Origin of the sequence: Streptomyces sp. SM18 (genome assembly GCF_002910775.2) — a bacterium.
GTDB lineage: Bacteria > Actinomycetota > Actinomycetes > Streptomycetales > Streptomycetaceae > Streptomyces > Streptomyces halstedii.
In genome coordinates this window covers 6,966,153-6,989,570 of the sequence record NZ_CP029342.1, presented here as the reverse complement: position 1 = coordinate 6,989,570, position 23,418 = coordinate 6,966,153, and the positions used below count along the sequence as shown (strand labels likewise).

The window sequence follows — 23,418 nt, the reverse complement described above, 5'->3', positions numbered from 1 at the left end:
GGCCCGGCGAGGACCGGGCCGGGCGGCCGTCAGGCGGCGAGCGCGGAGCGCAGCGCCGCCCCCGTCGCGGCGCGCACCTCGTCCTCGGTGACGCCCGGCGCGGTCTCCACCAGGATCAGGCCCTCGCCGGTCACGTCGATGACGGCCAGTTCGGTGATGATCCGGTGGACGACGGCGCGCCCGGTCGCGGGCAGGGTCAGCTCCTCGACGATCTTCGGGCTGCCGTCCTTCGCGGTGTGCTCCATCACGACCAGGATGCGGCGGGCGCCGTGGACGAGGTCCATCGCGCCGCCCATGCCCTTGACCATCTTGCCGGGCACGGTCCAGTTGGCGAGGTCGCCGCGGGCGGAGACCTGCATGCCGCCGAGCACGGAGACGTCGATGCGGCCCGCGCGGATCATGCCGAAGGAGAGCGCGGAGTCGAAGTAGGCGGCGCCCGGCAGGACGGTCACGGTCTCCTTGCCCGCGTTGATCAGGTCGGGTCCCTCCTGCCCGGCGACCGGGTACGGGCCGACGCCGAGGACGCCGTTCTCGGAGTGCAGCACCACGTGCACCCCGTCCGGGAGATGGGCGGGGATCAGGGTCGGCAGGCCGATCCCGAGGTTCACGTACTGGCCGTCACGCAGTTCGCGGGCGGCGCGGGCGGCGAGCTGGTCGCGGTCGAGCGGCATCGTCAGTTCTCCTTCGCCGCCGGGGAGGCGGACGCTTCGGCGGGGACGGGGGGCTCGGCGGCCGGCCGGACCGTACGGCGCTCGATGCGCCGGTCGTCCGGGTCAGCCGCGACGACGCGGTCCACGAACACCCCCGGCAGATGCACCCGGTCGGGGTCCAACTGCCCGGGTTCCACGATCTGTTCGGCCTCCACGACGGTGACGCGGCCGGCCATCGCCGCCAGCGGGTTGAAGTTCGCCGCGGCCGCGTGGAAGACGCAGTTGCCGTGCCGGTCGGCGACGGCGGCACGTACCAGGGCGTAGTCGGCGGTGATCGCCTCCTCCAGCAGATAGCGGCCGCCGCGGAACGCGCGCACCTCCTTGGGCGGCGAGGCCACCGCGACCGAGCCGTCGGGGGCGTACCGCCAGGGCAGGCCGCCCTCCTCCACCTGGGTCCCGACACCCGCCGGGGTGAAGAAGGCGGGGATGCCCGCGCCGCCCGCGCGCAGCCGCTCGGCGAGCGTGCCCTGCGGGGTCAGCTCCACCTCCAGCTCGCCGGAGAGGTAGCGGCGGGCGAACTCCTTGTTCTCACCGACGTAGGACGACGTCATACGGACGATCCGCCCGGCGCGCAGCAGCAGGCCGAGGCCCCAGTCGTCGAGGCCGCAGTTGTTGGAGACGACCCGCAGTCCGCCGGTCCCGGCCTCCACGAGCGCGGCGATCAGTCCCGAGGGGATGCCGCACACACCGAAGCCGCCGACGGCCAGTACCGCGCCGTCGGGAATGCCGGCCACCGCCTGCGCGGCGGAGCCCACCACCTTGTCCATGTCCTCGTGCTGCCTTCCGTACGGGGGGACCGGGGGCCCTCGGGGCCCCGTCACGCGGCGCGGAGTGCGCGGCGCGGGCGGACGGCCGCCCGGCGATCCGGGACGCGGCACCGCGCCGGGGCCGACCGTCCCTCACGATCGCCGTCCCCGGGACGCCCCCGCCATGTGGGACGGACACATGAGCGCCGCCGCAGGTGCGGTGCGCGGCACCATGTCGGCGCCGGTGGCCAACTTTTACCGTCCCAACCGTCAGCAACTGCGCCGCCGCCGCCGTCCGCCGCAGATGTGCCCCGGTCCCCCGGGGCACGACCGGGCCGGTGCGGCAACCACTCTCCGGGAGCCGTTCCCATGCCTGTCACCTCCGCACACCCCCGCCGCACCAGAACCCTCGCCTCGGTGGCCGCCCTCGCGGTCGCGGCGCTCCTCGCCTCCGGCTGCGCCAAGGCCGGCACGGCGGGCTCGGACTCCGCGGCCGGGGGCGGCAAGGACTCCGCGCCCGTCGAGGTCGGTCTCGTCTACTCCAAGACCGGCCCGCTCGCCGCCTACGGCAAGCAGTACGTCGAGGGCTTCCAGGCCGGACTCGACTACGCGACGAAGGGCACCGGCAAGGCCGGCGGCCGGACCATCAAGGTGACCGAGCGGGACGACGCCGGTGACGCCTCCAAGGCCGTCGCCGCCGGCAAGGACCTCATCGGCAAGGGCACGAAGATCATCGCGGGCAGCACGGACTCCGGTGTCGCCCTCCAGATGGCCCCGCTGGCCGCGCAGAACAAGGTGCTGTACATCGACGGGCCCGCCGCCACGGACGCGGTGACCGGCATCAACGGGTACACGTTCCGCTCCGGCCGCCAGTCCTACCAGGACACCCTGACCGCCGCCGCCATGCTCGGTGACGCCAAGGGCAAGAAGGTCACCGTCCTCGCCCAGGACTCCACCTTCGGGCAGGCCAACGTGAGCGCGGTCAAGGCGGTCCTCGGCGGTGAGGGCGCCAAGGTCTCCTCGGTGCTGGCACCGCCGAGCGCCACCGACCTCACACCGTTCGCGCGCCAGGTCAAGTCCGCCGGTCCCGACCTGGTGTTCGTGGCCTGGGCCGGTGCCACCGCCCCGGCACTGTGGACCGCGCTGGACCAGCAGGGGGTGCTGTCCTCCTCCACCGTCACCACCGGTCTGGCCGGCACCGCCTCGTACCCGGTGTTCGGGTCGGGCGGCGCGAAGATCACCTTCCTCGCCCACTACTTCGCGGGCGCGGCCGGCACCGACGCGGAGAAGGCGATGATCGAGTCCGTCGAGAAGGCCGGCGGCACCCCCGACCTGTTCACCCCGGACGGTTTCACCGCCGCGCAGATGGTCGTGCGCGCCGTCGAGGCCGGCGCCGACGACGTGGACGCCATGGTGAAGTCCCTGGAGGGCTGGACGTTCGAGGGGGTCAAGGGCGAGCAGAAGATCCGTGCCGAGGACCACGCCATGCTCCAGCCGATGTTCCAGGCGAAGCTCACCGGCAGCGGCGCGACCGCGGTGCCGGAGCTGATCAAGACCCTCCCCATGGGCGATGTGACCCCTCCCGTCCAGCCCCAGGCGGGCTGATCCATGACCGCGGCACCCGAAGGCGCCGGGCACGGGCCCGGCGCGGCGGTCGCCCCCGCCGTCCTCGCTCTGGAGTCGGCCGGCTGGACCGTCGGCGGCGCGACCATCCTCTCGGACGTCTCGCTCGACGTCCGCGAAGGTGAGTTCCTCGCCTTCATCGGCCCCAACGGGGCCGGCAAGACGTCGCTGTTCAACCTGATCAGCGGTCTGGTCCCGGCCACCACCGGCCGGGTCCTCCTCGACGGGGCCGACATCACCGGCGAGGCCCCGCACGCCCGTGCGCGGCGCGGCCTCGGCCGCACCTTCCAGACGTCGAGCCTGTGGCCCGCGATGAGCGTCGCCGAGCACGTCCGCCTCGCCGCGCAGGCGGCGGGCGGCGGCTCGTACCGGATCTGGCGGCGGGCCTCCCGCTACCAGGACCAGGTGGACGACGTGCTGGTCCGCACCGGTCTGACGCACCGCGCCGACGTACCGGCGCGGTCCCTCTCACACGGGGAGAAGCGCAAGCTCGAACTCGCCGTCCTGCTGGTCGGTGAACCCCGGCTGATGCTGCTGGACGAGCCGATGGCGGGCGTCAGCGCGGAGGAGGTACCCGCCCTGACCGAGCTGATCCGCGGTCTGCACCGCGACGAGGGCCGCACCGTGCTCATGGTGGAGCACCACATGGACGTCCTGCTGGGCCTGGCCGACCGGCTCGCCGTGATGCACCACGGCAGCCTGCTCGCCCTGGACACCCCGGAGGCCGTCACCGCCGACGCCACCGTCCAGCGGGCCTACCTCGGGGCGGCCCTGTGAGCCCCGGCCGGACGGCACGCACCGTCCCCACCACCCGTCCCGCCGCGGGCGGCCCGTTGCTCGCCGTCCGCGGCCTGCGCGTCCTGATCGGCGGACGGCACATCCTGCACGGCGTGGACCTCGACGTCGCGGCCCAGGGGGTCACCGCCCTGCTCGGCCGCAACGGCGCGGGCAAGACCACCACCGTGCGCGGGGTGCTCGGCCTGGTGCCCCGCACCGGCAGTGTGCTGCTGGACGGCGAGGAGACGGTGGGCCTGCCCACGCACACCCTGGTCCGCCGGGGCATCGGTTACGCCCCCGAGGACCGGGGCGTCTTCGCCGGTCTGACCGTCGCGGAGAACCTGCGCCTGGCCGAACGCGGCGACGGGGAGCCGGACTACGCGCTCGTCCACGAACTGTTCCCCGAACTCCTCGCCCGCGCCCGGCAGGCGGCCGGCACGCTCTCCGGCGGCCAGCAGCAGATGGTGGCCATCGGCCGCACCCTGCTCAACGGCAACCGGCTGATCATCGCGGACGAGCCGACCAAGGGCCTCGCCCCGAAGGTCGTCACCGAGGTCACCACCGTGCTGGAACGCGCGGCCGAGGCCGTCCCGGTGCTGCTCGTCGAGCAGAACCTCGCCATGGTCCGCCGGCTCGCCACCCACTGCACGGTGCTCGCCGACGGCCGCACCGCCCACCAGGGTCCCGCCGCCGCGCTGCTCGGCGACCCGGAGGCCACCCGCCGCCTCCTGGGCGTCGGGCGCGCCCCCTCCCCCGCCACCCCGCCCACCACCGCCGACGACGCGGCCGGGGCGGGGCGGTCCGACCGCACGGAGGCCGACCTCTGATGGACACCGTCGTCCTGCTCACCCTGACCGGCCTCGGTCTCGGTGCGCTGTACTTCCTCGTCGCCTCCGGGCTCTCGCTGATCTTCGGCCTGATGGACGTGCTGAACTTCGCGCACGGCGCGCTGCTGTCGGTCGGCGCCTACGCCACCTGGTGGGCCGCCTCCGGCCACCTCCCCGGCGCGGGTTCCGGCGGACTCGGCTTCGTCCTGGCCGTCGTGTTCGGGGTGGCCGTCGGCACGCTCGCGGCGATCGTGCTGGAACTGGTCGTCGTACGGCCCCTCTACACCCGCCCGCGTGAGCAGGTGCTCGCCACGGTCGGGGTGTCGCTGGCCGTCCCCGCCCTGCTGTCGGGGATCTGGGGCACCGATCCGCTGACGTTCCCCGGCCCGGAGGCTCTGAAGAGCACCGTCGGGGTGCTCGGTGCCAGCGTCCCGGCCAACCGGCTGGTGCTGATCGCCGCGGCCGTGCTGGTCTGGGCGGGCCTGAAGCTGTTCCTCGACCGCACCCGGCACGGGCTGGTGGTCCGGGCGGGGGTCGAGGACCGGGCCATGGTCACCGCGCTCGGCATCGACGTCCGCAAGGCCTTCACGCTCGTCTTCGCGATCGGCGGCGCGGCCGCCGCGCTCGGCGGGGCGCTGGGCGGCCTGTACTTCGGTTCGGTCGACCCGGGCCAGGGGACCTCGCTGCTGATCTTCGCGTTCGTGGTCGTGGTGACCGGCGGCATGGGCTCGGTGACGGGCGCCGCCGTGGCGTCCGTCGTCATCGGCCTCGTCCAGCAGTTCGCCAACTACTACACCACCGCCGGTCTCGGCGACCTCGCCGTCGTCGTGCTGCTCGCCGCCCTGCTGCTGGTGCGCCCGCGCGGTCTCACCGGGAGGCTCGCATGAGCACCGTCACCGACACCGCCACCCACGCCGCCGCCCCCGGCACCGGGGGCTCCCCCGTACACCGCCTGCTGCGCCGCTGGCCCGTAGGGCTGTTCGTCCTGCTGTTCCTGCTGCCGTACTGCGCCCTGGAGGTCCCGGGCCTGCTGGACGGGCCCGTCGGCAGCGCCGGCAGTCTGCAACTCCTGGCGACGTGCCTGCTCTTCGGGGCGCTGGCGACGGGATACGACCTGCTGCTCGGCCGCACCGGGCTGCTGTCCTTCGGCCACGCCCTGTACTTCGCGGCGGGCAGCTACGCCACCAACACGATGATGCAGGAGGCGGGCCTGCCGTTCGGCCTGTCGGTGGTGCTCGGGCTGGTCTTCGGCGTCGTGCTCGCCGTGCTGCTCGGCTCGGTCAGCCTGCGGGTCACCGGTATCGGCTTCTCGATGGTGACGCTGGCGTTCGCGCAGGCCGGTTCGATCGTGGTGGCCCGGGACCCGGGCGGCTTCACGGGCGGCGAGGAGGGCCGGGCGGTCGCCGCCGGATTCCTTCCCTCCTCACTCGTCGGCATCGACAACACCGCCAACCTGTACTGGATCACGCTCGCCTTCCTCGGTCTGACCCTCGCCGTCGTGCACCTCACCACCCACTCGCCGACCGGCCGGGTCTGGGAGGGCATCAAGGAGAACGAGCGCCGCGTCGAGGTGCTGGGGCTGCGCCCGTACGGGTTCAAGCTCGTGGCCTTCACCGTGGCGGGCGGTCTGGCCGCGCTCGGCGGTATCGTGCACCTGCTGCTGACCGGCGGTTCGACCCCGCACACCACCAGCTCCGAGTTCACGCTGTCCCTGCTGGTCATGGTCGTCCTCGGCGGCTCCGGCACCCGCTGGGGCCCGATGCTCGGCGGTATCCTCTACACCTGGGCCGACCACCGGCTCGGCGACGTGGCGAACTCGGCGGCCGTGGCCGACCTGCCCGCCGTACTGCGGGTGCCGCTCAGCCAACCGCTGTTCCTGCTCGGCGCGTTGTTCGTGATCGTCGTCAACGTGCTGCCCGGTGGCCTCGCGGCCCTGCCCGGCCGGATCCGCGAGGCGCGCGCTGCGCGCCGGGGTGGCGGGAAGGGCGTCCCGGACGCCCCGGCCCCGGACGACCCGGCCCCGGACGACCCGGCCTCGGCCGCCGCCGACACCGACACCGACACCGACACCGACACCAAGGAAAGGCACACGCCGTGACCCCCACCGGCACCACGCCCGCCGCCGTATCCGCAGGTCCCGAGCCGCTGTCCTTCGAGGAACTGCGCGTCCCGGTCCCCGGCGGTGACCTCGCCGTCCTGCGCTGGCCGGCGTCCGTCCCGCGGGCCCCCACGGTGCTCGCCCTGCACGGCATCACCGCCAACGGCCTGTCGTGGGGCGCGGTCGCCCGCCACCTCGCGGGCCGCGCCACGCTCCTCGCCCCCGATCTGCGGGGCCGGGCGGGCAGTTCGGGCCTGCCCGGCCCGTACGGCATCGACGCCCACGCGGACGACGTCGCGGTGGTCGCCGAGGCGCTCGCGCCGGAGCGGCCGGTGCTCGCCGGTCACTCGATGGGCGCCTTTACGGCCGCGCTGGCCTCCGTACGCCACCCGGAGCGGTTCGGGCCGCTGCTGCTCGTGGACGGCGGGGTCGGCTTCCCCGCCCCCACCCATCTGTCACCGGACGAGCTGATGACCGCGGTGATCGGCCCGGCCATGGACCGGCTGTCCATGACCTTCCAGGACCGCACCGCCTACCGGGAGTTCTGGCAGGCGCACCCCTCGTTCGCGGACCGGTGGACGCCGGAGACCGAGGCGTACATCCAGCGCGACCTGGTGGGCACGGAACCGGTGATGCGGTCCTCGTGCCGGCTGGAGGCCGTCCGCACGGACGGCATCGGCCTCTTCGACGCGGACGTGCTCGCCGCCGTCCGCTCCCTGCCGGTGCCCGCCACCCTGCTGTGGGCGGAACGCGGGTTGATGGACGAGCCCCAGGGCCTCTACGACCCCGAGCGCCTCGCCGCCGCCGCCCTCGACGGCACCGGCGTCACCCCGCTGCCCGCCCCGGACACCAACCACTACACGGTGCTCACAGGCGAGTCGGGGGCGGCACTCGTCGCGGACCTGCTGCTGAAGTCGGCAGGGGTGCAGGCCGCCTGACGGTCCCTCGTGTGTCGAGCGCCCCGCCGGTCCGGTGGGGCGCTCGGCGCTCAGAGGTGCAACTGCTGCAAGCGCAATGCGAGTTGTAGTTCCAGCGCCCGGTCGGGGTGGTTCCAGTCCGGGCCGAGCAGGGCCTCGATGCGGTCCAGGCGTTGCACCACCGTGTTGACGTGCACGTGCAGCGCGGCCTTGGCGCGGGTCAGGCTGCCGCCCGCGCCGAAGTAGGCGGCGAGTGTGCGGACCAGTTCGGTGCCGCGCCGGGCGTCGTACTCCAGGAGCGGGCCGAGGGTCCCGGACACGAACCCGCCGACGTCCTTGGCGTCCCCCAGCACCACTCCGAGGAACCCGAGTTGGCCCGCCGACGCCCCGTCGCCGTGCCGGCCCAGGACATGCAGGGCGCGCAGACAGCGCACCGCCTCGGCGTGCGCGTCCGCGATCGCGGAGGGACCCGAGGTCGGTCCGGCGGCGGCCACCGTGACCGGCGCCCCGGTGAGATGGCCGAGCTGCACGGCGGCGGCGCGGGCGGCCTGATCCGGGGCCTGCGCCCCCTCGGCGCTCACCAGCAGCACGACCGCGCCCGCGTGTTCGGCGCTCGCGCTGCCTCCCGGCGACCCGAACAGATGGCGGACGACGGCCGAGCTGAGCCGGTCCCGGGCCTCGGGCGCGGTGTCGGCGACCAGCACCAGGTGCGGCCGGTCGAGGTCCACTCCCAGGCGGCGGCCGCGTTCGGCGAGCAGCGCCGGATTGCGGCCCGCGTCGGTCAGCAGGTCGGTGACGAGTTCGCCGCGCACCCGGTTCTCGGTCTCGGCCACGGTGCGCCGCAGCAGCATGAGCAGGCCGGTGACGACGCCGGCGCGTTCGAACATCCGCCGGTCCGCGTCCTCCAGCGGCTCACGCCGGTGCAGCACCATGATGGCCAGGAGCTCCTGCCCGGCCAGGACCGCGCAGATCCACCGTCCGGAGCGGGCCACCGCGCGGGCCGCCGCACGGGATTCCTCGGCGGCCGAGACGAGCCAGCCCGCGTCCATCGAGTCGGCGGCGAACGGGCCCCCGTCGTGCCGTACGGCGGCCAGCGGGCGGCCTCCCGGATCGTGCACGGTGAGGGCCCCGTCGAGCAGTCCGGCCACCGCCGCGGCCACGTCCCGCACGCCCCCTCCGCGCAGCACGAGGTCGGTGAGCCGGTCGTGCGCCTCCTCGGCGCGCTGCACGGCCGCCGCGTGGGCCCGTACCAGCGCGTTCACCTCGGCGAGTTCGGCGAGGGCGGCGCGGGTGTCGTGCAGCGCGCGGGCGGTGTCGATGGCGATGGCGGCGTGCGCGGCCAGCGAGGAGAGCAGGGCCACCTCGTCGGGGCTGAACGCGCGGGGGGTGCGGTCGGCGGCGAAGAGCACACCGATCACCTTGCGGTCGCCGCCGTGCACCGAGCCGAGCAGCAGCGGCACGCCGAGGATGGCGACCAGGCCTTCCTCGAAGACGCCCGCGTTGATGTTGCGGGTGTGCCGGAAGCGGTCGTCCGTGCGGTAGTCGGGGGTGGCGTACGGGCGGGTGGTCTGGGCCACCAGTCCGCCGAGTCCTTCCCCCAGTTCGAGCCGGAGGTTCTGGAACACCGGCGACACGGAGCCGTCCGTGACCCGCATGTAGGTGTCCCCCGCCTCCTCGTCGGGCAGCGTCAGATAGGCGGTGTCGGTGCCCAGCAGCATCCGGGCCCGCCGGACGATGGCCTTCAGCACCTCGTCGAGGTCGCGGGAGGCGGCGAGGTCGCCCGCCGTGTCGAAGAGGGCCGCGAGTTCGAGCTCGCGGCGGCGGTGGGCCCGCAGCGAGCTGCGTACCCGCAGGGCCGTGGCGACGGCCCGCTCGGTCTCCGCCAGGTCGGCGCCGCCGACGCCCGCCTCCCGGGCCTGCCCGATGACCGCGCCGAGCGCCTCGGCGGGCGCGTCAGCGGCGAGCAGGTCGAACAGGCGGCGCAGATGCGGGGCGGCGGAGGCGTCCGGAGCGGTCTCAGGGGTGCGGGGGCCGCCCCCGTCCGTCGCGTGCCGCCCCTCGACGCCCGCCGCCGTGCTCGCGTCCATCTCCGCCTCCCTGTCCGTCCCGCCGCCCCCGCCGTTCCCGCCGCACGGGACCGGCCGGTGCGGCGCGCCGGGTGGACGTCGTGCGGGAAGGGGACGGCGTGGCCGTATCGCGGCTCGTGCCCGCCGATGCGCAACCCTGCCAGCCCTGCCTGTCCACGTCACCCCTGTGAGCTGGCCTTTTTTGATCTCCCTTGACCGCCGGACCGGGGCGGCCCCCGCCCGTACGGCCTTCCCGAGGCGTACAGCGTGCCGTCCGCCGGGTCAGCGGGCCGTCCACGCCCCGTCCATCGGCAGGGACGCCCCACTGACCGATCCGGTGTGCGGTCCGCACAGCCACAGCACCGCCGCGCCGACCTCCTCCGGTTCGATCAGGCGCTTGACGGCGCTGCGCTCCAGCAGCACCTTCTCCAGCACCTCCTCCGGCGGGATGCCGTGCGCGCGGGCCTGGTCGGCGATCTGTCCCTCGACGAGGGGGGTGCGCACGTAACCGGGGTTCACACAGTTGCTCGTCACTCCGTGCGGGGCGCCTTCCAGGGCCACCACCTTGCTCAGCCCCTCCAGCCCGTGCTTCGCGGCGACGTACGCGGACTTGTAGGGGCTGGCCCGCACCCCGTGCACCGAGGAGATGTTGACGACCCGTCCCCACCCCCGCGCGTACATCCCCGGCAGAGTGCGGCGCAGGATGCGGAACGGGGCCTCCAGCATGACCCGCTGGATCAGTGTGAACCGGTCCGGGGGGAACTCGTGCAGCGGCGCGACGTGCTGGAGGCCGGCGTTGTTGACGACGATGTCCACGCCGTCGACCGCCAGGGCGTCCACCTGTTCCGGGTCCGCCAGGTCCGCCCGCACGCCGGTGCCGCCGATCAGTGCGGCGACCTCCTCGGCCCCGTCCCCGGCGATGTCCACCACCAGCACATGTGCCCCCGCCGAGGCCAGCGCCACCGCGCAGGCCCGGCCGATGCCACTCGCGGCCCCCGTGACGAGCGCGGTCCTCCCGGCCAGGAACCGGCCGTCGGGCGCGGGGCCGGCCCCGCCCTGGCGGTGGGGCTCGTCCGGTCCGGCGAGGCGGACGGGGGGCGGGGCCGGGGCGTTGGTCCGGCGGTCGGCGTCCGGACGCGAAGTGCTCTCCATGAGCGTCACCGTAGAAACCGGGAAGGACCGCTCACACGTGGCCGGCCCACACAGTTCCGCTCCCCGCCATGGTGCCCCGCCCCATGGGCGGGCACGGGCCCCCACCGCGCACGTCCGCGCCGGGTGCCGCCGCGCGTACGCCGGACGGCGGCACCCCGGACAACGGTCCGTACGCACACTTCCCCCGGCGCCGGATGGCGTACGTGCACATGTCGGCGCCCGTCGCCCCCCGCCTAGCGTCCCTGCTCGGCGGGTGACCGGTGGCCCTCTCCCCCGGGCCTCCCCGCCACCGACCCCGGGCGGGACCCCGGGAGCGGTGGACCGCCCGCCGCACCGACCGTCCAGAGCCGCACCGACCGGTCATCCCCCGAAGCCGGGCGGCTCGCGCATCCTCGGAGGTACCCCCCGTGCGCCCCACCTTCCTACGCCGCCTCGCGCGGCGGATCGGGACGTTCGCCGTGTCCGGTCTGCTCGCGGCAGCCGCCGGGACCGTAGCCCTCGCCCAGCCGGCCGCCGCGGCGGGCGGGTTGACACCGGTCATCGGCTTCGGCTCCAACCCGGGCAACTTGTCCATGTACACCTACGTCCCGGCGGGGCTGCCGGCCGGCGCCCCCGTCGTCGTCGCCCTGCACGGCTGCGCGCAGAGCGCCGACGCCTACTACGCCAACAGCGGCTGGCCGAAGATCGCCGACGCGTACGGCTTCGCCGTGGTGTTCCCGCAGACCAGCTCGGCGAACAACGCGCTGTCCTGCTTCGGCTGGTTCGACCCGGCCGACTCCACGCGCGGCAAGGGCGAGGCCGCCTCCATCACCCAGATGGTCACCAAAGCCGGGTCGCTGTACGGCTCGGACCCGGACCGGGTGTACGTGACCGGTCTGTCGGCGGGCGGCGGCATGGCCGCGAACCTGCTCGCGGCGTACCCGGACGTCTTCGCGGGCGGGTCCATCGCCTCGGGCCTGCCCGCGCAGTGCGCCACCAGTCAGGTCGGGGCGTCGAGCTGCCAGTACGGCAGTCTGAACCTCACCCCGGCCCAGTGGGGCGCCAAGGTCCGGGCCCAGTACCCCGGTTACACGGGTCCCTGGCCGCGCGTCGCCATCTGGCAGGGCACCTCTGACTACACGGTCTACCCGGTCAACGCCACCGAGCTGCGCGACCAGTGGACCGATGTCTGGGGCATCTCCCAGACCCCCTCCAGCACCGCGACGCTCCCCGGCAACACGACGATGACCAGCTACGACGACGCCTCCGGCAAGCCCGCCGTACAGCTGTACCAGATCAGCGGCATGGGACACGGTCTCGCCGTGAACCCCGGTTCCGGCGCCGAGCAGTGCGGTTCGACCGCCGCGTACTTCCTGAACACCATCTGCTCCAGCTCCTACACGGCGAAGTTCTGGGGCCTGGACCAGGACGGTGACGGCGGTACCGACCCGGGCGAGGGCGGCGAGAAGCTGCCCGCGCCGGGCGGTCTCGCGGCGGGCACGGTGACGGACACCTCGGTGGCGCTGAGCTGGTCCCCGGTCCAGGGCGCCGCCTCCTACCGCGTCCACCGGGGCGGCACCCAGGTCGCCGCGCCCACCGGCACCTCGTTCACCGACACGGGTCTGTCCCCGGCGACCGCGTACACGTACACGGTCGCGGCGGTCGCCGCGGACGGGACGGTCGGCACGGCCTCCGCCGCCGTCTCGGCCACCACCACGGGTTACACCCCGACGTGCGCGACGGCCACCAACTACGCCCACGTGGTGGCGGGCCGGGCCCACACCGCCGGCGGATACACGTACGCCAACGGCTCCGAGCAGAACATGGGCCTGTACAACGTGTTCGTCACCCACACCCTGAAGCAGACGTCCCCGGGCCACTACGTCATCGCCGACTCCGGCTGCTGACCCGGACGGGAAGCGGACGCGGGGGCCGTGCCGGAAGGGACCGGCACGGCCCCCGCCGAGGTCCGGGCCCGCGTCGGGGCGGGGCGCTCAGCGTCCGGCCAGCCGCTCCATCAGCGCGGCGCCGCGGGCCAGCGTCTCCCGCTCCTCGGGGGTGAGTTCGGCCTCGATGGCCTGGGCGAGCCAGCCCGCCCTGCGTCCGCGTTCGCCCTCCAGCGCGTCCCGGCCCGCGCCGGACAGCTCGACCAGGGACTTGCGGCCGTCCGTGGGGTGCGCCCGGCGGACGACGAGGCCCTGCTCCAGCAGGAGCCCGACCGCGCGGGCCATGGACTGGGGCCGCACACGCTGATCGGCGGCCAGATCACTGGTGGTCATGGCTCCGTCCCGGTCCAGGACACCGAGTACGGCGACCTGGCCGTGCGGGATGTGGTCCTCGTGCTTCACGCGCCGCGTGAGCTTCCCCATCGCGGTACGCAGTTCGGCGGCGACGGTGGCGGGTTCCGGGGTGGCCATACGGCACTTTATCGCGCGCCGCCGAGGGCCCACGCACCCTCGTCCACCCAGCTGACCTGCACCGCTGCCCCGCACCGTGCGAGCGAACAGCCTGCACAGCCAAGCTGAACAGCAGAACTGAACAGCCACACTGAACAGCATTGCTGTACAGTTGACCTCGCCGCGGCAGGCGCCGACGTCGTCGCAGCAGAGCCGCGGCACGCGTCAACGGGAAGGACATCCCATGGCTTCCACAGCAGTCGGCCCCACCGCCATCCGGTCCGTCACCGCCCGCCGGATCCTCGACAGCCGGGGCAACCCCACCGTCGAGGCCGATGTCGTCCTCGCGGACGGCTCCCTCGGCCGCGCCGCCGTCCCGTCCGGCGCCTCCACCGGGGCGCGGGAGGCCCTGGAGCTGCGCGACGGCGACCCCGGCGCCTGGCACGGCAAGGGCGTCGACCGGGCGATCGCCCATGTCGACGGCGAGATCGCGGCCGCGGTCGTGGGCCGCGACGCCGACGACCAGGCGGGCCTGGACGCCGCGCTCATCGCGCTCGACGGCACACCCGACAAGTCCCGGCTCGGCGCCAACGCCGTCCTCGGCGTCTCCCTCGCCGCCGCCAAGGCCGCGGCGGCCGCGCACCGCCTCCCGCTCTACCGCCACCTCGGCGGCGCCGACGCCCGCCTCCTGCCACTGCCGATGATGAACATCGTCAACGGCGGTGCCCACGCCGACAATCCGCTGGACTTCCAGGAGTTCATGATCGCCCCGGTGGGTGCGGAGACCTTCGCGGAGGCGGTCCGTATGGGGTCCGAGATCTTCCACACCCTCCGCCGCGACCTGCTGGCCGCCGGGCACTCCACCGGCGTCGGCGACGAGGGCGGCTTCGCCCCCGCGCTGCGCACCGCCGAGGAGGCGCTCGACTTCGTCATGGCGGCGGTCGAACGCACCGGATACCGCCCGGGTACGGACGTCGGCCTGGTCATGGACCCGGCGTCCTCGGAGTTCTTCCGGGACGGCGTGTACGTGTACGCGGGCGAGGGGGTGCGCCGCACGCCCTCGGAGCACGCCGACCACCTGGCCGGGCTGATCGAGGCGTATCCGGTCGTGTCCGTCGAGGACCCGATGGCCGAGGACGACCTGGACGGCTGGCGGGAGCTGACGGCCCGTGTCGGTGACCGCTGCCAGCTCACCGGCGACGACGTGTTCTGCACCGACGAGAAGCTGCTCGCTGAGGGCATTCGCACCGGTGTCGGCAACTCGGTGCTGGTCAAGGTCAATCAGGTCGGCACCCTGACCGAGGCGCTCGCCACGGTCGCCACCGCGCACCGCGCGGGCTGGACCGCCGTCATGTCGCACCGGTCCGGCGAGACGGAGGACACCACGATCGCGGACCTGGCCGTGGCGACGGGCTGCGGGCAGATCAAGACCGGCTCGCTGTCCCGCTCCGACCGCACCGCGAAGTACAACCAGCTCATCCGGATCGAGGAGGAGTTGGGCGACAGCGCGCGGTACGCGGGCGGATCCGTGCTCCACCGGTCCTGAGGGGCGGAAAGGCGCGGGCCCGGCGGTCACGGGCCCGCGCCGTCACAGGCCGGGCGGGCTCCCCCAGGGTGCCGCCCCTTCCAGTTGCGACGCCAGGGCGAGGAGGGTTCCCTCACCGCCGAGGGGTGCGGCGAACTGCACCCCCAGTGGCAGCCCCGCGCCGTCGTGGCCGAAGGGGACGGACATCGCCGGCATCCCGGTCACGTTGTGGACGCTGGTGAAGGCGGAGTAGTCGGAGGCGTGCCGGTGGACCGACTCCGGGTCGGCCGTGTCCAGGACGCCGAGCCGGGGCGTCGGCCGCGCCAGCGTCGGGGTCAGCAGGACGTCGTACGCCGCGAACGCCGCGCCCACCCGCCAGCCGATCTCCTGTGCCCGGCGCAGCGCCCGGCTGACGTCGGCCGCGGTCAGGGCGCGGTAGGTGTCGTACAGGACGCGGGTGAAGGGTTCGATGTCGTCGTCGGCCAGGGGTCTGCCGAGCAGGGCGAGGCGGGCGTCGATCTGGGCCACCAGGTCGGCGCCCATCAGGACGCCCGAGGTACGGCCGACGTCGTCCGGCCGGTAGGGGGCGGTGGTCTCGGCCACGTGGTGGCCGAGGCGTTCGCACAGCAGGGCCGCGGCGCGGGCGGCCTCGGCGCACTCCGGGTGCGTCTCGGGGCCGTCCGGCAGCGCGGTGAGCAGGCCGATCCGCAGACGCCCCGGGGCGCGGCGGGCCAGTTCGGCGAAGGGGGCGGCCGGTCGCGGTGCGGCGTACGCGTCGCCGGGCAGGGGCCCCTCGGCGACGTCGAGGAGCAGCGCGCTGTCGCGTACGGACGTGGTGACGGCGTGGTGTCCCGAGACGAGCCCCGACAGGGTGGTCGGCCGGGGCGCCGGGGTGACCCGGCCACGGCTGGGCTTGAGGCCGAACAGTCCGCAGGCCGCCGCCGGGATGCGGATCGAGCCGCCGCCGTCGCTTGCGTGCGCGACCGGCACCAGGCCCGCCGCCACCGCGGCGGCGGACCCGCCGCTGGAGCCGCCCGGCGAGTGCGCGGTGTTCCACGGGTTGCGGGTGGGGCCGAAGAGGGCCGGTTCGGTGGAAGCGTTGAGGCCCAGTTCGGGGGTGTTGGTGGTGCCGAGGACGAGCGCGCCGGCCCGCCGGTACCGGGCCACCAGTTCGCTGTCGCGCGGTGCCGTACCCTCCACGAAGAGCCGGCTGCCACCGGTCGCGGGCAGCCCCGCGACCTCGGTGCCCAGGTCCTTGACGAGCATCGGGACACCGTGCAGCGGACCGTCCGGCAGGCCAGCCGCCACCTCGTCGAGGGCGGCCTCGAACCGGGTGTGGACCACCGCGTTGAGCGCGGGGCCGAGTCGCTCGATACGGGCGACGGCCTCCGCGACGAGGGTGCGTACGTCGGTCTCACCGTTCCTGACGGCCTCGGCCGTGGCGACCGCGTCCGCGCCCCTCACGCCACGTACCCGGCGGGCTTGCCCCAGGTCTCGCGGCGTGTGGTGCCCCGGTCGACCAGGACGCAGCGGGTGCCGGTGAAGTTGGTCGGCATGCACTTGTTGCAGTGGATGCACAGGGACGGCGTGGAGGCGTCGTCGCGCAGGCGGTTGACGAGGTCGGGTTCGCGCAGCAGGGCCCTGGCCATCGCCACGAACGCGAAGCCCTCGCGCATCGCGAGGTCCATGACCGGCCTGCCGGTGATCCCGCCGAGCAGGATCATCGGGAGCCGCACGGCGGCCCGTACCTGCCGCGCGTCCTGGAGCAGATAGGCGTCCTGGTAGGGGTAGCTGCGCAGGAAGTGCTTGCCGACGGCCCGCACGCCGAGCTTCATGGGCTGCGGCATGACGTCGGCGAACTCCTTGAGCGGGGCGTCGCCCTTGAAGAGGTACATCGGGTTGAGCAGGGAGCTGCCGGCGGTCATCTCCAGGGCGTCGACGGTGCCGTCCCGTTCGAGCCACTGGACGACCGGGATGGCCTCGTCGAGCCAGAAGCCGCCCGGTACGCCGTCGTCCATGTTCATCTTGGCGACGACGGCGATCCGGCCGCCGGCCGCGTCGTGGACGGCGCGCATGATCTCCCGGGCGAAGCGGGCCCGGTTCTCCAGGCTCCCGCCGTACGCGTCGGTGCGGTGGTTGATCCGGGGGCTGAGGAAGGAACTGGCCAGGTAGTTGTGGCCGAGGTGGACCTCGACGGCGTCGAAGCCCGCCTCGACGGCGCGGCGCGTGGCCTCGGCGTGTGCCTCGGTGACGCGCCGGATGTCGTGGACGGACGCCTCCCGGGCCCAGCTCAGGGTGGTGGCGTGGAAGTGCTTCGTCGGCGAGAGGGCCGGGGCGCCGTTGCCCTTGGGGTTGGCGACGGGCCCGCCGTGGCCGATCTGCGCGCAGACGGCGGCCCCTTCGGCGTGGACGGCGTCGGTGAGGACGCGCAGGCCGGGCATCGCCTCGTCGGTCCAGTGGATCTGGTGCCGGTCGGTGCGGCCTTCCCTGGCGACCGCGCAGTAGGCGACGGTCGTCATGCCGACCCCGCCGCGGGCGTAGGCGACGTGGAAGTCGACGAGGTCCCTGGTCACCAGGGACCTGTGGCTGAGCCCCTCGTAGGTCGCGGCCTTGATGACGCGGTTGCGGAGCTTGACGGGGCCCAGCACGGCCGGGGCCAGCACATCGGGGGTCTCGGGGGTGGTCACGGGCGGTTCCTCCTCGGTTCGGCGTGGTGGCAGGCGACCCGGTGGCCGGGCCGTATCTCCCGCGGTACGGGTTCCTCGTCCGCGCACCGTCGGGTGGCCAGGGGGCACCGGGTACGGAAGCGGCAGCCCGACGGCGGGTCCAGGGGTGAGGGCAGTTCGGCGGCGTGCACGGGCGCGTCGGCGGGGGCGTCCGTGGTGCCGAGCTGGACCTCGGGAAGGGAGGCGAGCAGCAGCCGGGTGTAGGGGTGCGCGGCTTCGTGCGGCAGCCCCTCGGAGGGCAGTACCTCGCAGACCTTGCCGAGGTACATCACCATCACGCGGTCGCTGATGTTCTTCACCACGGACACGTCGTGGGCGATGAACACCATGCTCAGTCCTCGACGGCGGACCGTGGTCTCCAGCAGGTTGAGGATCTGCGCCTGCACGGACACGTCCAGGCTGGAGACGGGTTCGTCGCAGATCAGCACCTCGGGTTCGAGCATCAGGGCGCGGGCGACGCACACCCGCTGGCACTGGCCGCCGGACAGCTCGTGCGGTCTGCGGTCCCGTACGGTGGCGGGGTCGAGGCCGACGTCGCGCAGTGCCGTGTCGGTCCGGGTGTCCTTGTCGCGGGTGTCGCCGCCGCTCCCCCAGATCGAAGGGCCCTCCCACACCAGGTCCTTGACCTTGCGGCGGGGGTTCAGGGCGGAGACGGGGTCCTGCGTGATGAGCTGGATCCGGGCACGGGCCCGGCGCAGTGCCTCGGGGGCGAGGCCGGTGAGGGTCGTGGTGCCGAGGCGGACGGTGCCGGAGTCGGGGGGCGGCAGCTGGATCAGGGAGCGGCCGACGGTGGACTTGCCGCAGCCGGACTCGCCGAGGATGCCGAGGGTCTCACCGGCCGCGACCTCCAGTCCGACGCCGGAGACGGCGTGCACCCTGCGGCCGCGCCCGGCGGGGTACTCGACGACGAGGTCTTCGGCCACCAGCGCGGGGCGCGGGTCCGGTCCGGTGCCGTGGGTGGTCGTCATGGGGTGGCCTCCTCGGCGGCGCCCAGGGGGTGGTGACAGGCGACGACACCGCCGGCGTCACGGTCACCGGCATATCCGGCCGGCTCGGGCGCCTCGGTGACGCAGCGGTCCGTCGCGGTGGGGCAGCGCGGCGCGAACCGGCATCCGGCGGGCGGGTGCAGCAGGTCGGGCGGCCTGCCCTCGATGGTGGGCAGCAGGGTGTGCGGGGGCTGGTCGAGGCGCGGGATCGAGGCGATCAGGGCGCTGCTGTACGGGTGCCGGGGGCGGTCGAAGACGGCGGCGGTGTCCGCGTACTCCACGAGGCGTCCGGCGTACATCACGGCGACGCGGTCCGTGCGGCCGGCGACCGTGGCGAGGTCGTGGCTGATGAGGATCGTCGCCATCCGCAGGTCCTCGGTCAGCGAGCGCAGCAGGTCCAGGATCTGCTTCTGCACGGTGACGTCCAGCGCGGTGGTCGGTTCGTCGGCGATGAGCAGCCGGGGGCCGCAGGCCAGGGCCATGGCGATGACGACGCGCTGCCGCATCCCGCCGGAGAGTTCGTGCGGATACTGCGTGGCGCGCCGGGCCGGTTCGGGGATGCCGACCTTCCGGAGCAGGTCCACGGCGCGTTCGCGGGCGTCGGCCCGGCTCAGCCCGAGGTGGAGGCGGACGCTCTCGGAGAGATGGGCGCCGACCTTCTTCACGGGGTTCAGGGAGGTCATGGGGTCCTGGAAGACCATGGCGACCTCGGTGCCCCACAGGGCACGCCGTCCGGCGGGAGTGAGCCGGTGGACGTCCTTGCCGCCGAGCAGCACCGAGCCGGACACGGTGGTGCCGGGGCCGTCGGTGATCAGGCCCATCAGGGTGCGGCCCAGCACCGACTTGCCCGATCCGGACTCCCCCACGATGCCGAGGGTCTCTCCCTCGGACAGCGACAGCGAGACGCCGTCGACGGCCCGCACCGGTCCTCGCGGGGTGCGGAAGGCGGTCCGTACCCCGGTGGCGGTGAGCAGGGGGGTGCCGGTGGCGACGGGCGGGGTGGTCACAGTTTCACGCTCCGGGAGTCCCCTCGCCCGCGAGCCTTCTCGCCGACGATGTTGAAGGCGAACACGGTGAGGAAGAGGAAGGCCCCGGGGACGAGCACGATGTGCGGGTGCTCCTCGAAGACCTGGCCCTCCCCCTCGGCGATCATGTTTCCCCAGGTGGGTTCCGGCGGTTGGATGCCCAGTCCGAGGAAGCTGAGGGAGGCTTCGGCGACGATCAGGACGGAGATCATCACGACGGCGAGGGACAGGACGGGCAGCAGGACGTTGGGGAGCAGTTCGCGCACCAGGACGCGGGAGCGCTTGGCGCCCATGGCGCGGGCGGCGACGACGAACTCCCGGTTGGCGTAGGCCATGGTGGTGGCGCGGGCCAGGCGCACCATGCCGGGGATCGTCAGCAGCGACAGGGACAGGGCGACGTTGCGCGGGTGCGGCTGGAGCACGGTGGCCAGCGCGATGAGCAGGATGAGCGGGGGCACGGCGAGCAGGGAGTTGGTGGCGATGCCGACCGCCCGGTCGACGGTCTTGCGGAAGTATCCGGCCACCATGCCGATCGCGCCGCCGGCCAGGGTGCCGACGGCGACCGCGGACAGGGAGATGAGCAGGGAGGAGCGGGCCCCGTAGAGGGATCTGGCCAGCAGGTCGAGGCCGAAGCCGTTGGTGCCGAGCGGGTGGGCGCCGGTGAAGGCGGGGGCGGCGAAGACCGGTTCGGTGACGGTGGTGGCCACGTCGCGGTCCTCGGCGAGCGGCAGCCACGGGACGAACACGATGGCGAGTCCGAGCAGCAGGAGCCAGCCCGCGCCGAACCAGAACACCACGTCGAAGCCGGGCCCGGCCCACCGTTTGCCGAGCCGGGAGGCACCGGCCAGGAGCAGGCCGAGTCCGAGGAGGGCGACGGCCGTCCTGGCGGGCGCGACCAGGTAGGGGGTGGTCGCGCCGGACACCAGCAGGACGAGGCCGGCGACGGTGAGGGACACGGCGGTGGGCAGGGGCGGGAGGCTCCGCGTGCGCGGGGCGAGGTCAGACATGGACACGTCGCGTCCTGGGGTCGAGGTAACCGTAGGAGAGGTCGATTCCGGCGTTGAGGATCACGTAGATCACGGCGATCGTGAGCACGGCGCCCTGGACCATCGGGTAGTCGCCCTGTCCGGCGGCGTTGACGACGAGCGTCCCCATGCCGGGCAGCGAGAAGAGGTACTCCACGACGACGGTGCTGCCGATCAGCCGGCCGAGGCTCAGGCCGAGCAGGGTGACCAGGGAGAAGGAGGAGGGGCGCAGGGCGTCGGCGAACAGGATGCGCGGGGGGCTCATGCCCTTGGCGCGGGCGGCGAGGATGTAGTCCTCGCGCAGGGTGACGATCAAGTCGCTGCGCAACACCCGGGTGAACATGGCGAGTTCGGCGAGGGCGACGGTGAGCGCCGGCAGGAACGCGTGACGGAGATTGCCCAGCAGGTCGCCGTCACCGAGCCGTACCCATTCCGAACGGGGGAACCAGCCCGTCGAGTTGACGAGGACGAGGATCAGCAGCAGCCCGGCCAGGAAGCTGGGCACGGACAGGATGCCGAAGGTGCCGGCGCCCAGGATCCGGTCGGCCGCCGAACCCTCCCGGTAGGCCGACCACATGGCCGTCGGCACCGCGATCAGCAGGGCCAGCAGCAGTCCGAGCACCGCGATCTCGAAGCTGACGGGCAGCGCGGACAGCACCCGGTCGGTGACCTCGCTCTGCGGGGGTACGACGGAGTGTCCGAGGTCTCCGGTCAGCGCGCCGCCCAGCCAGTCGAGGTAGCGGGTGACCAGCGGTTGGTCGAGTCCGAGGTCGTGGCGGAGTTCGGCGTACTCGGCCGGGTCGCGGCCCGCGCCGAGGATGTCCACGGCGGGGTCGCCGGGCAGCAGGACGGCCAGGGAGAACACCCCGACGCTGGCGAGGAGGAGCACACCCGCCAGCTCCAGGGCCTTCCTTGCCAGTCGGCGCACCACGGCGGTGCTCATGGTTCCTCCAGGTCTGCCTGGGGTCGGCGTACGGGTCCGCGGGGCATCAGGCGGCGGGCGCCGTCCGCGGACGGGCCGGGGCCGGGCCGGTGGACGGGGCGGGCGGCCGTCATGTGCCGATCCATGCCTCTCCGAGGAGCACCATGTACTCGTCGGTCGGCACGATGCCGTGCACGTGCTCGCCCCAGGCGGTGAATCCGGCGCTGGCGCCGAGGTTGATGACGGGGACGTCCTCGTTGAAGAGCGTCTGGATGTCGTCGAGGACCTTCTGGGTCCCGGCCTCGTCCTTCGCGCCCTGGAGCCGGACGAGCAGCTGGTCCATCTCCGGGTCGGCGTAGCCGCCGGGGTTGCCGTAGCTCTCGGAGTTCAGGATGTTCTGGAGCCGGTGGTAGGGGTCGCCCTCGGAGACGCTCGCCGCGCCCCGGCTGATGTCGAAGTCGTGGTCCACGTAGGTCTTCGACACCCGGTCGGCGATGGAGGAGACGAGGTCGAGCTCGACCGTGAACCCGACGCGTTCGAGCATCGCCTTGACGACGACCGCCTTGGACCGGGAGACGGGGTCGGTGCCGTCCATGTAGGTGACGGTGCCGTCGTACCCGTCCTTCCTGGCCTCCGCGAGGAGTTCCTTCGCCTTGTCCAGGTCGATACCGAGGGGTTCGACGCCGGAGTGCCAGCGCGATTCGGGCGGGAAGATCTCCTGACCGGGCAGGCCCTTGCCCCCGTAGGCGCGCGCGGTGTCGAGTTCGGGGTCCAGGGCCAGGGCCATCGCCTTGCGGATCCGGACGTCCTCGCCTGGGCGGCCCTCACGGGTGTTGACGGTGACCATGTTGCCGAGACCGGTCAGGGTCAGCTCCCCGGGGTGGCCCTCCTTCACGGCGTCGTCCACGACGTCGGGGCTGCGCATGTACGTCACGTCGGCCGTGCCGTCGTTCAGCGCGTCGAGTTTGGCCCGGTCGGCCTGCGGCCAGACGAACCGCACCGCGTCCAGGTGCGGTTGGCCCTTCCAGTACTTCTTGTTCGCCTTGAGGATCATCTCCTCCTGAGGGGCGTGCTTCTGGAGGGTGAAGGGGCCGGCGCCGATCGGTCGGAAGGTGTCGCCGGCGTACGCGGCGGGGGCGACGATCATGCCCGGGGCCTGGGCGAGCATCGCGGGGAAGGTCGCCCAGGAGGTGCGGAGGGTGAAGACGACGGTGGAGTCGTCGACGGCCTCCGTCTTGGCGAGGTCGGGGGCGAGCAGCGCGGTGTCGGCGCCCTTGCTCTCCTGGTACCACGCCAGGCTGGCGACGACCGCCTTCGCGTCCAGGGGCGTGCCGTCGGAGAACTCGACGCCGTCGCGGAGCTCGAGCGTCCAGACCGTGGCGTCGTCGTTGCTCGTCAGTGACTCGGCCAGCCAGGGTTCGTAGCTCTGGGCGGCCGTGTCGTAGCGCATCAGGACGTCGTAGACGGCGGCGAGCGCGGAGCCGCCGGAGGCGCCGGTGGCGTAGGTGGCCGCCGGGCTGAGACTGCGGGCCTCGGCGTAGTCCGCGAAGCGCAGGGTGCCGCCGCGCACCGGCTCGCCCGCGTCGGGCTGTTCACCGACGCTCCCGAACGTGTAGCGGCCGCGTTCGGCCTTCTGCTGCTTCCCTCCGTCGCCGCCACCGTCCGGGGAGGCACACGCGGAGCTGAGGAGCGCCGCGGCGGCCAGGACGGCGGCGAGGCGGGCTCGTACCCGTGGTGCTCGCTTCATGGTTTCCTCCAGAGGTCCGGTGGCGGGGAGCGGAGAAGGAGCGGGGCCGGATCAGGTGGGGGGACGCTACGGTGAGCGAATTCCGGCCGACGTGAGGCATCCCACTCACCGGGAACCCGGCGGGGCGCGGACCGTGCCCGAGGGGTGGCCGTTCCCTCCCGGGTGGGTGAG

General features: G+C 73.7%; 20 protein-coding genes. 8 read left to right on the top strand and 12 right to left on the bottom strand.

Annotation, left to right across the window (positions count from 1 at the left end; genetic code table 11):
* Positions 1-29: 29 nt before the first annotated feature.
* Together B9S64_RS31100 and B9S64_RS31095 are read right to left on the bottom strand one after the other, a co-directional pair.
* A complete protein-coding gene (locus B9S64_RS31100) occupies positions 30-671 on the bottom strand; it encodes a 3-oxoacid CoA-transferase subunit B (RefSeq protein WP_103489251.1) in 642 nt (213 codons plus the stop codon).
* A gap of 2 nt (positions 672-673) precedes the next feature.
* Positions 674-1,477 carry a CoA transferase subunit A gene (locus B9S64_RS31095; protein ID WP_103489250.1) on the bottom strand — a complete coding sequence of 268 codons (804 nt, stop codon included), beginning with the start codon at positions 1,475-1,477 and terminating at the stop codon, positions 674-676.
* A gap of 348 nt (positions 1,478-1,825) precedes the next feature.
* On the opposite strand from B9S64_RS31095, the gene B9S64_RS31090 reads away from it, so the two are divergent.
* The 6 genes from B9S64_RS31090 to B9S64_RS31065 are packed head-to-tail and all read left to right on the top strand — an operon-like array spanning position 1,826 to position 7,719.
* Positions 1,826-3,061, top strand: a complete 1,236-nt coding sequence (locus B9S64_RS31090; protein ID WP_103489249.1) for a substrate-binding domain-containing protein — start codon at positions 1,826-1,828, stop codon at positions 3,059-3,061.
* A gap of 3 nt (positions 3,062-3,064) precedes the next feature.
* Positions 3,065-3,856: an ABC transporter ATP-binding protein gene (locus B9S64_RS31085; protein WP_103489248.1), complete on the top strand. Its 792-nt coding sequence runs from the start codon at positions 3,065-3,067 to the stop codon at positions 3,854-3,856.
* Positions 3,853-4,683 (top strand): ABC transporter ATP-binding protein, encoded by an 831-nt coding sequence (locus B9S64_RS31080; protein ID WP_258037713.1) that lies wholly within the window; start codon positions 3,853-3,855, stop codon positions 4,681-4,683. Before B9S64_RS31085 ends, B9S64_RS31080 begins: the two co-directional genes overlap by 4 nt.
* Complete coding sequence (locus tag B9S64_RS31075; protein ID WP_103489247.1) at positions 4,683-5,570, top strand: branched-chain amino acid ABC transporter permease; 888 nt, start codon at positions 4,683-4,685, stop codon at positions 5,568-5,570. Before B9S64_RS31080 ends, B9S64_RS31075 begins: the two co-directional genes overlap by 1 nt.
* Positions 5,567-6,781, top strand: a complete 1,215-nt coding sequence (locus B9S64_RS31070) for a branched-chain amino acid ABC transporter permease (RefSeq protein ID WP_103489246.1) — start codon at positions 5,567-5,569, stop codon at positions 6,779-6,781. The genes B9S64_RS31075 and B9S64_RS31070 overlap by 4 nt, the downstream gene beginning before the upstream one ends.
* Complete coding sequence (locus B9S64_RS31065; protein WP_103489245.1) at positions 6,778-7,719, top strand: alpha/beta hydrolase; 942 nt, start codon at positions 6,778-6,780, stop codon at positions 7,717-7,719. Before B9S64_RS31070 ends, B9S64_RS31065 begins: the two co-directional genes overlap by 4 nt.
* 50 nt (positions 7,720-7,769) lie before the next feature.
* Here the strand turns inward: B9S64_RS31065 and B9S64_RS31060 are convergent, their stop codons facing one another.
* Together B9S64_RS31060 and B9S64_RS31055 are read right to left on the bottom strand one after the other, a co-directional pair.
* On the bottom strand, positions 7,770-9,785 hold the full coding sequence (locus tag B9S64_RS31060) for a GAF domain-containing protein (RefSeq protein WP_103505008.1): 2,016 nt from the start codon (positions 9,783-9,785) through the stop codon (positions 7,770-7,772).
* Between the two features lie 261 nt (positions 9,786-10,046).
* The gene (locus tag B9S64_RS31055; protein WP_103488603.1) at positions 10,047-10,916 is read right to left on the bottom strand and encodes a 3-hydroxybutyrate dehydrogenase; all 870 of its coding nucleotides are present in this window, start codon (positions 10,914-10,916) and stop codon (positions 10,047-10,049) included.
* A 407-nt stretch (positions 10,917-11,323) separates the two neighbouring features.
* Here B9S64_RS31055 and B9S64_RS31050 point away from each other — a divergent pair, with 407 nt between their 5' ends.
* Positions 11,324-12,802, top strand: a complete 1,479-nt coding sequence (locus B9S64_RS31050; protein ID WP_103488604.1) for a PHB depolymerase family esterase — start codon at positions 11,324-11,326, stop codon at positions 12,800-12,802.
* Between the two features lie 87 nt (positions 12,803-12,889).
* Here the strand turns inward: B9S64_RS31050 and B9S64_RS31045 are convergent, their stop codons facing one another.
* Positions 12,890-13,312 (bottom strand): MarR family winged helix-turn-helix transcriptional regulator, encoded by a 423-nt coding sequence (locus B9S64_RS31045; protein WP_103488605.1) that lies wholly within the window; start codon positions 13,310-13,312, stop codon positions 12,890-12,892.
* Positions 13,313-13,535: 223 nt separating this feature from the next.
* On the opposite strand from B9S64_RS31045, the gene eno reads away from it, so the two are divergent.
* On the top strand, positions 13,536-14,837 hold the full coding sequence (gene eno / locus B9S64_RS31040) for a phosphopyruvate hydratase (RefSeq protein WP_103488606.1): 1,302 nt from the start codon (positions 13,536-13,538) through the stop codon (positions 14,835-14,837).
* 42 nt (positions 14,838-14,879) lie between these two features.
* On the opposite strand, the gene B9S64_RS31035 is transcribed toward eno, so the two are convergent.
* The 7 genes from B9S64_RS31035 to B9S64_RS31005 form a co-directional block, all read right to left on the bottom strand.
* Positions 14,880-16,280: an amidase gene (locus tag B9S64_RS31035; RefSeq protein WP_103505009.1), complete on the bottom strand. Its 1,401-nt coding sequence runs from the start codon at positions 16,278-16,280 to the stop codon at positions 14,880-14,882.
* Positions 16,277-17,503, bottom strand: a complete 1,227-nt coding sequence (locus tag B9S64_RS31030) for an NADH:flavin oxidoreductase (protein WP_103490150.1) — start codon at positions 17,501-17,503, stop codon at positions 16,277-16,279. Before B9S64_RS31030 ends, B9S64_RS31035 begins: the two co-directional genes overlap by 4 nt.
* Positions 17,500-18,510: an ABC transporter ATP-binding protein gene (locus B9S64_RS31025; protein WP_103490149.1), complete on the bottom strand. Its 1,011-nt coding sequence runs from the start codon at positions 18,508-18,510 to the stop codon at positions 17,500-17,502. Before B9S64_RS31025 ends, B9S64_RS31030 begins: the two co-directional genes overlap by 4 nt.
* Positions 18,507-19,535 carry an ABC transporter ATP-binding protein gene (locus B9S64_RS31020; RefSeq protein WP_103490148.1) on the bottom strand — a complete coding sequence of 343 codons (1,029 nt, stop codon included), beginning with the start codon at positions 19,533-19,535 and terminating at the stop codon, positions 18,507-18,509. Before B9S64_RS31020 ends, B9S64_RS31025 begins: the two co-directional genes overlap by 4 nt.
* A complete protein-coding gene (locus B9S64_RS31015) occupies positions 19,532-20,560 on the bottom strand; it encodes an ABC transporter permease (RefSeq protein ID WP_103490147.1) in 1,029 nt (342 codons plus the stop codon). Before B9S64_RS31015 ends, B9S64_RS31020 begins: the two co-directional genes overlap by 4 nt.
* The gene (locus B9S64_RS31010) at positions 20,553-21,521 is read right to left on the bottom strand and encodes an ABC transporter permease (RefSeq protein WP_103490146.1); all 969 of its coding nucleotides are present in this window, start codon (positions 21,519-21,521) and stop codon (positions 20,553-20,555) included. Before B9S64_RS31010 ends, B9S64_RS31015 begins: the two co-directional genes overlap by 8 nt.
* A gap of 109 nt (positions 21,522-21,630) precedes the next feature.
* Positions 21,631-23,247 carry an ABC transporter substrate-binding protein gene (locus B9S64_RS31005; RefSeq protein WP_103490145.1) on the bottom strand — a complete coding sequence of 539 codons (1,617 nt, stop codon included), beginning with the start codon at positions 23,245-23,247 and terminating at the stop codon, positions 21,631-21,633.
* Between the last annotated feature and the right edge of the window lie 171 nt (positions 23,248-23,418).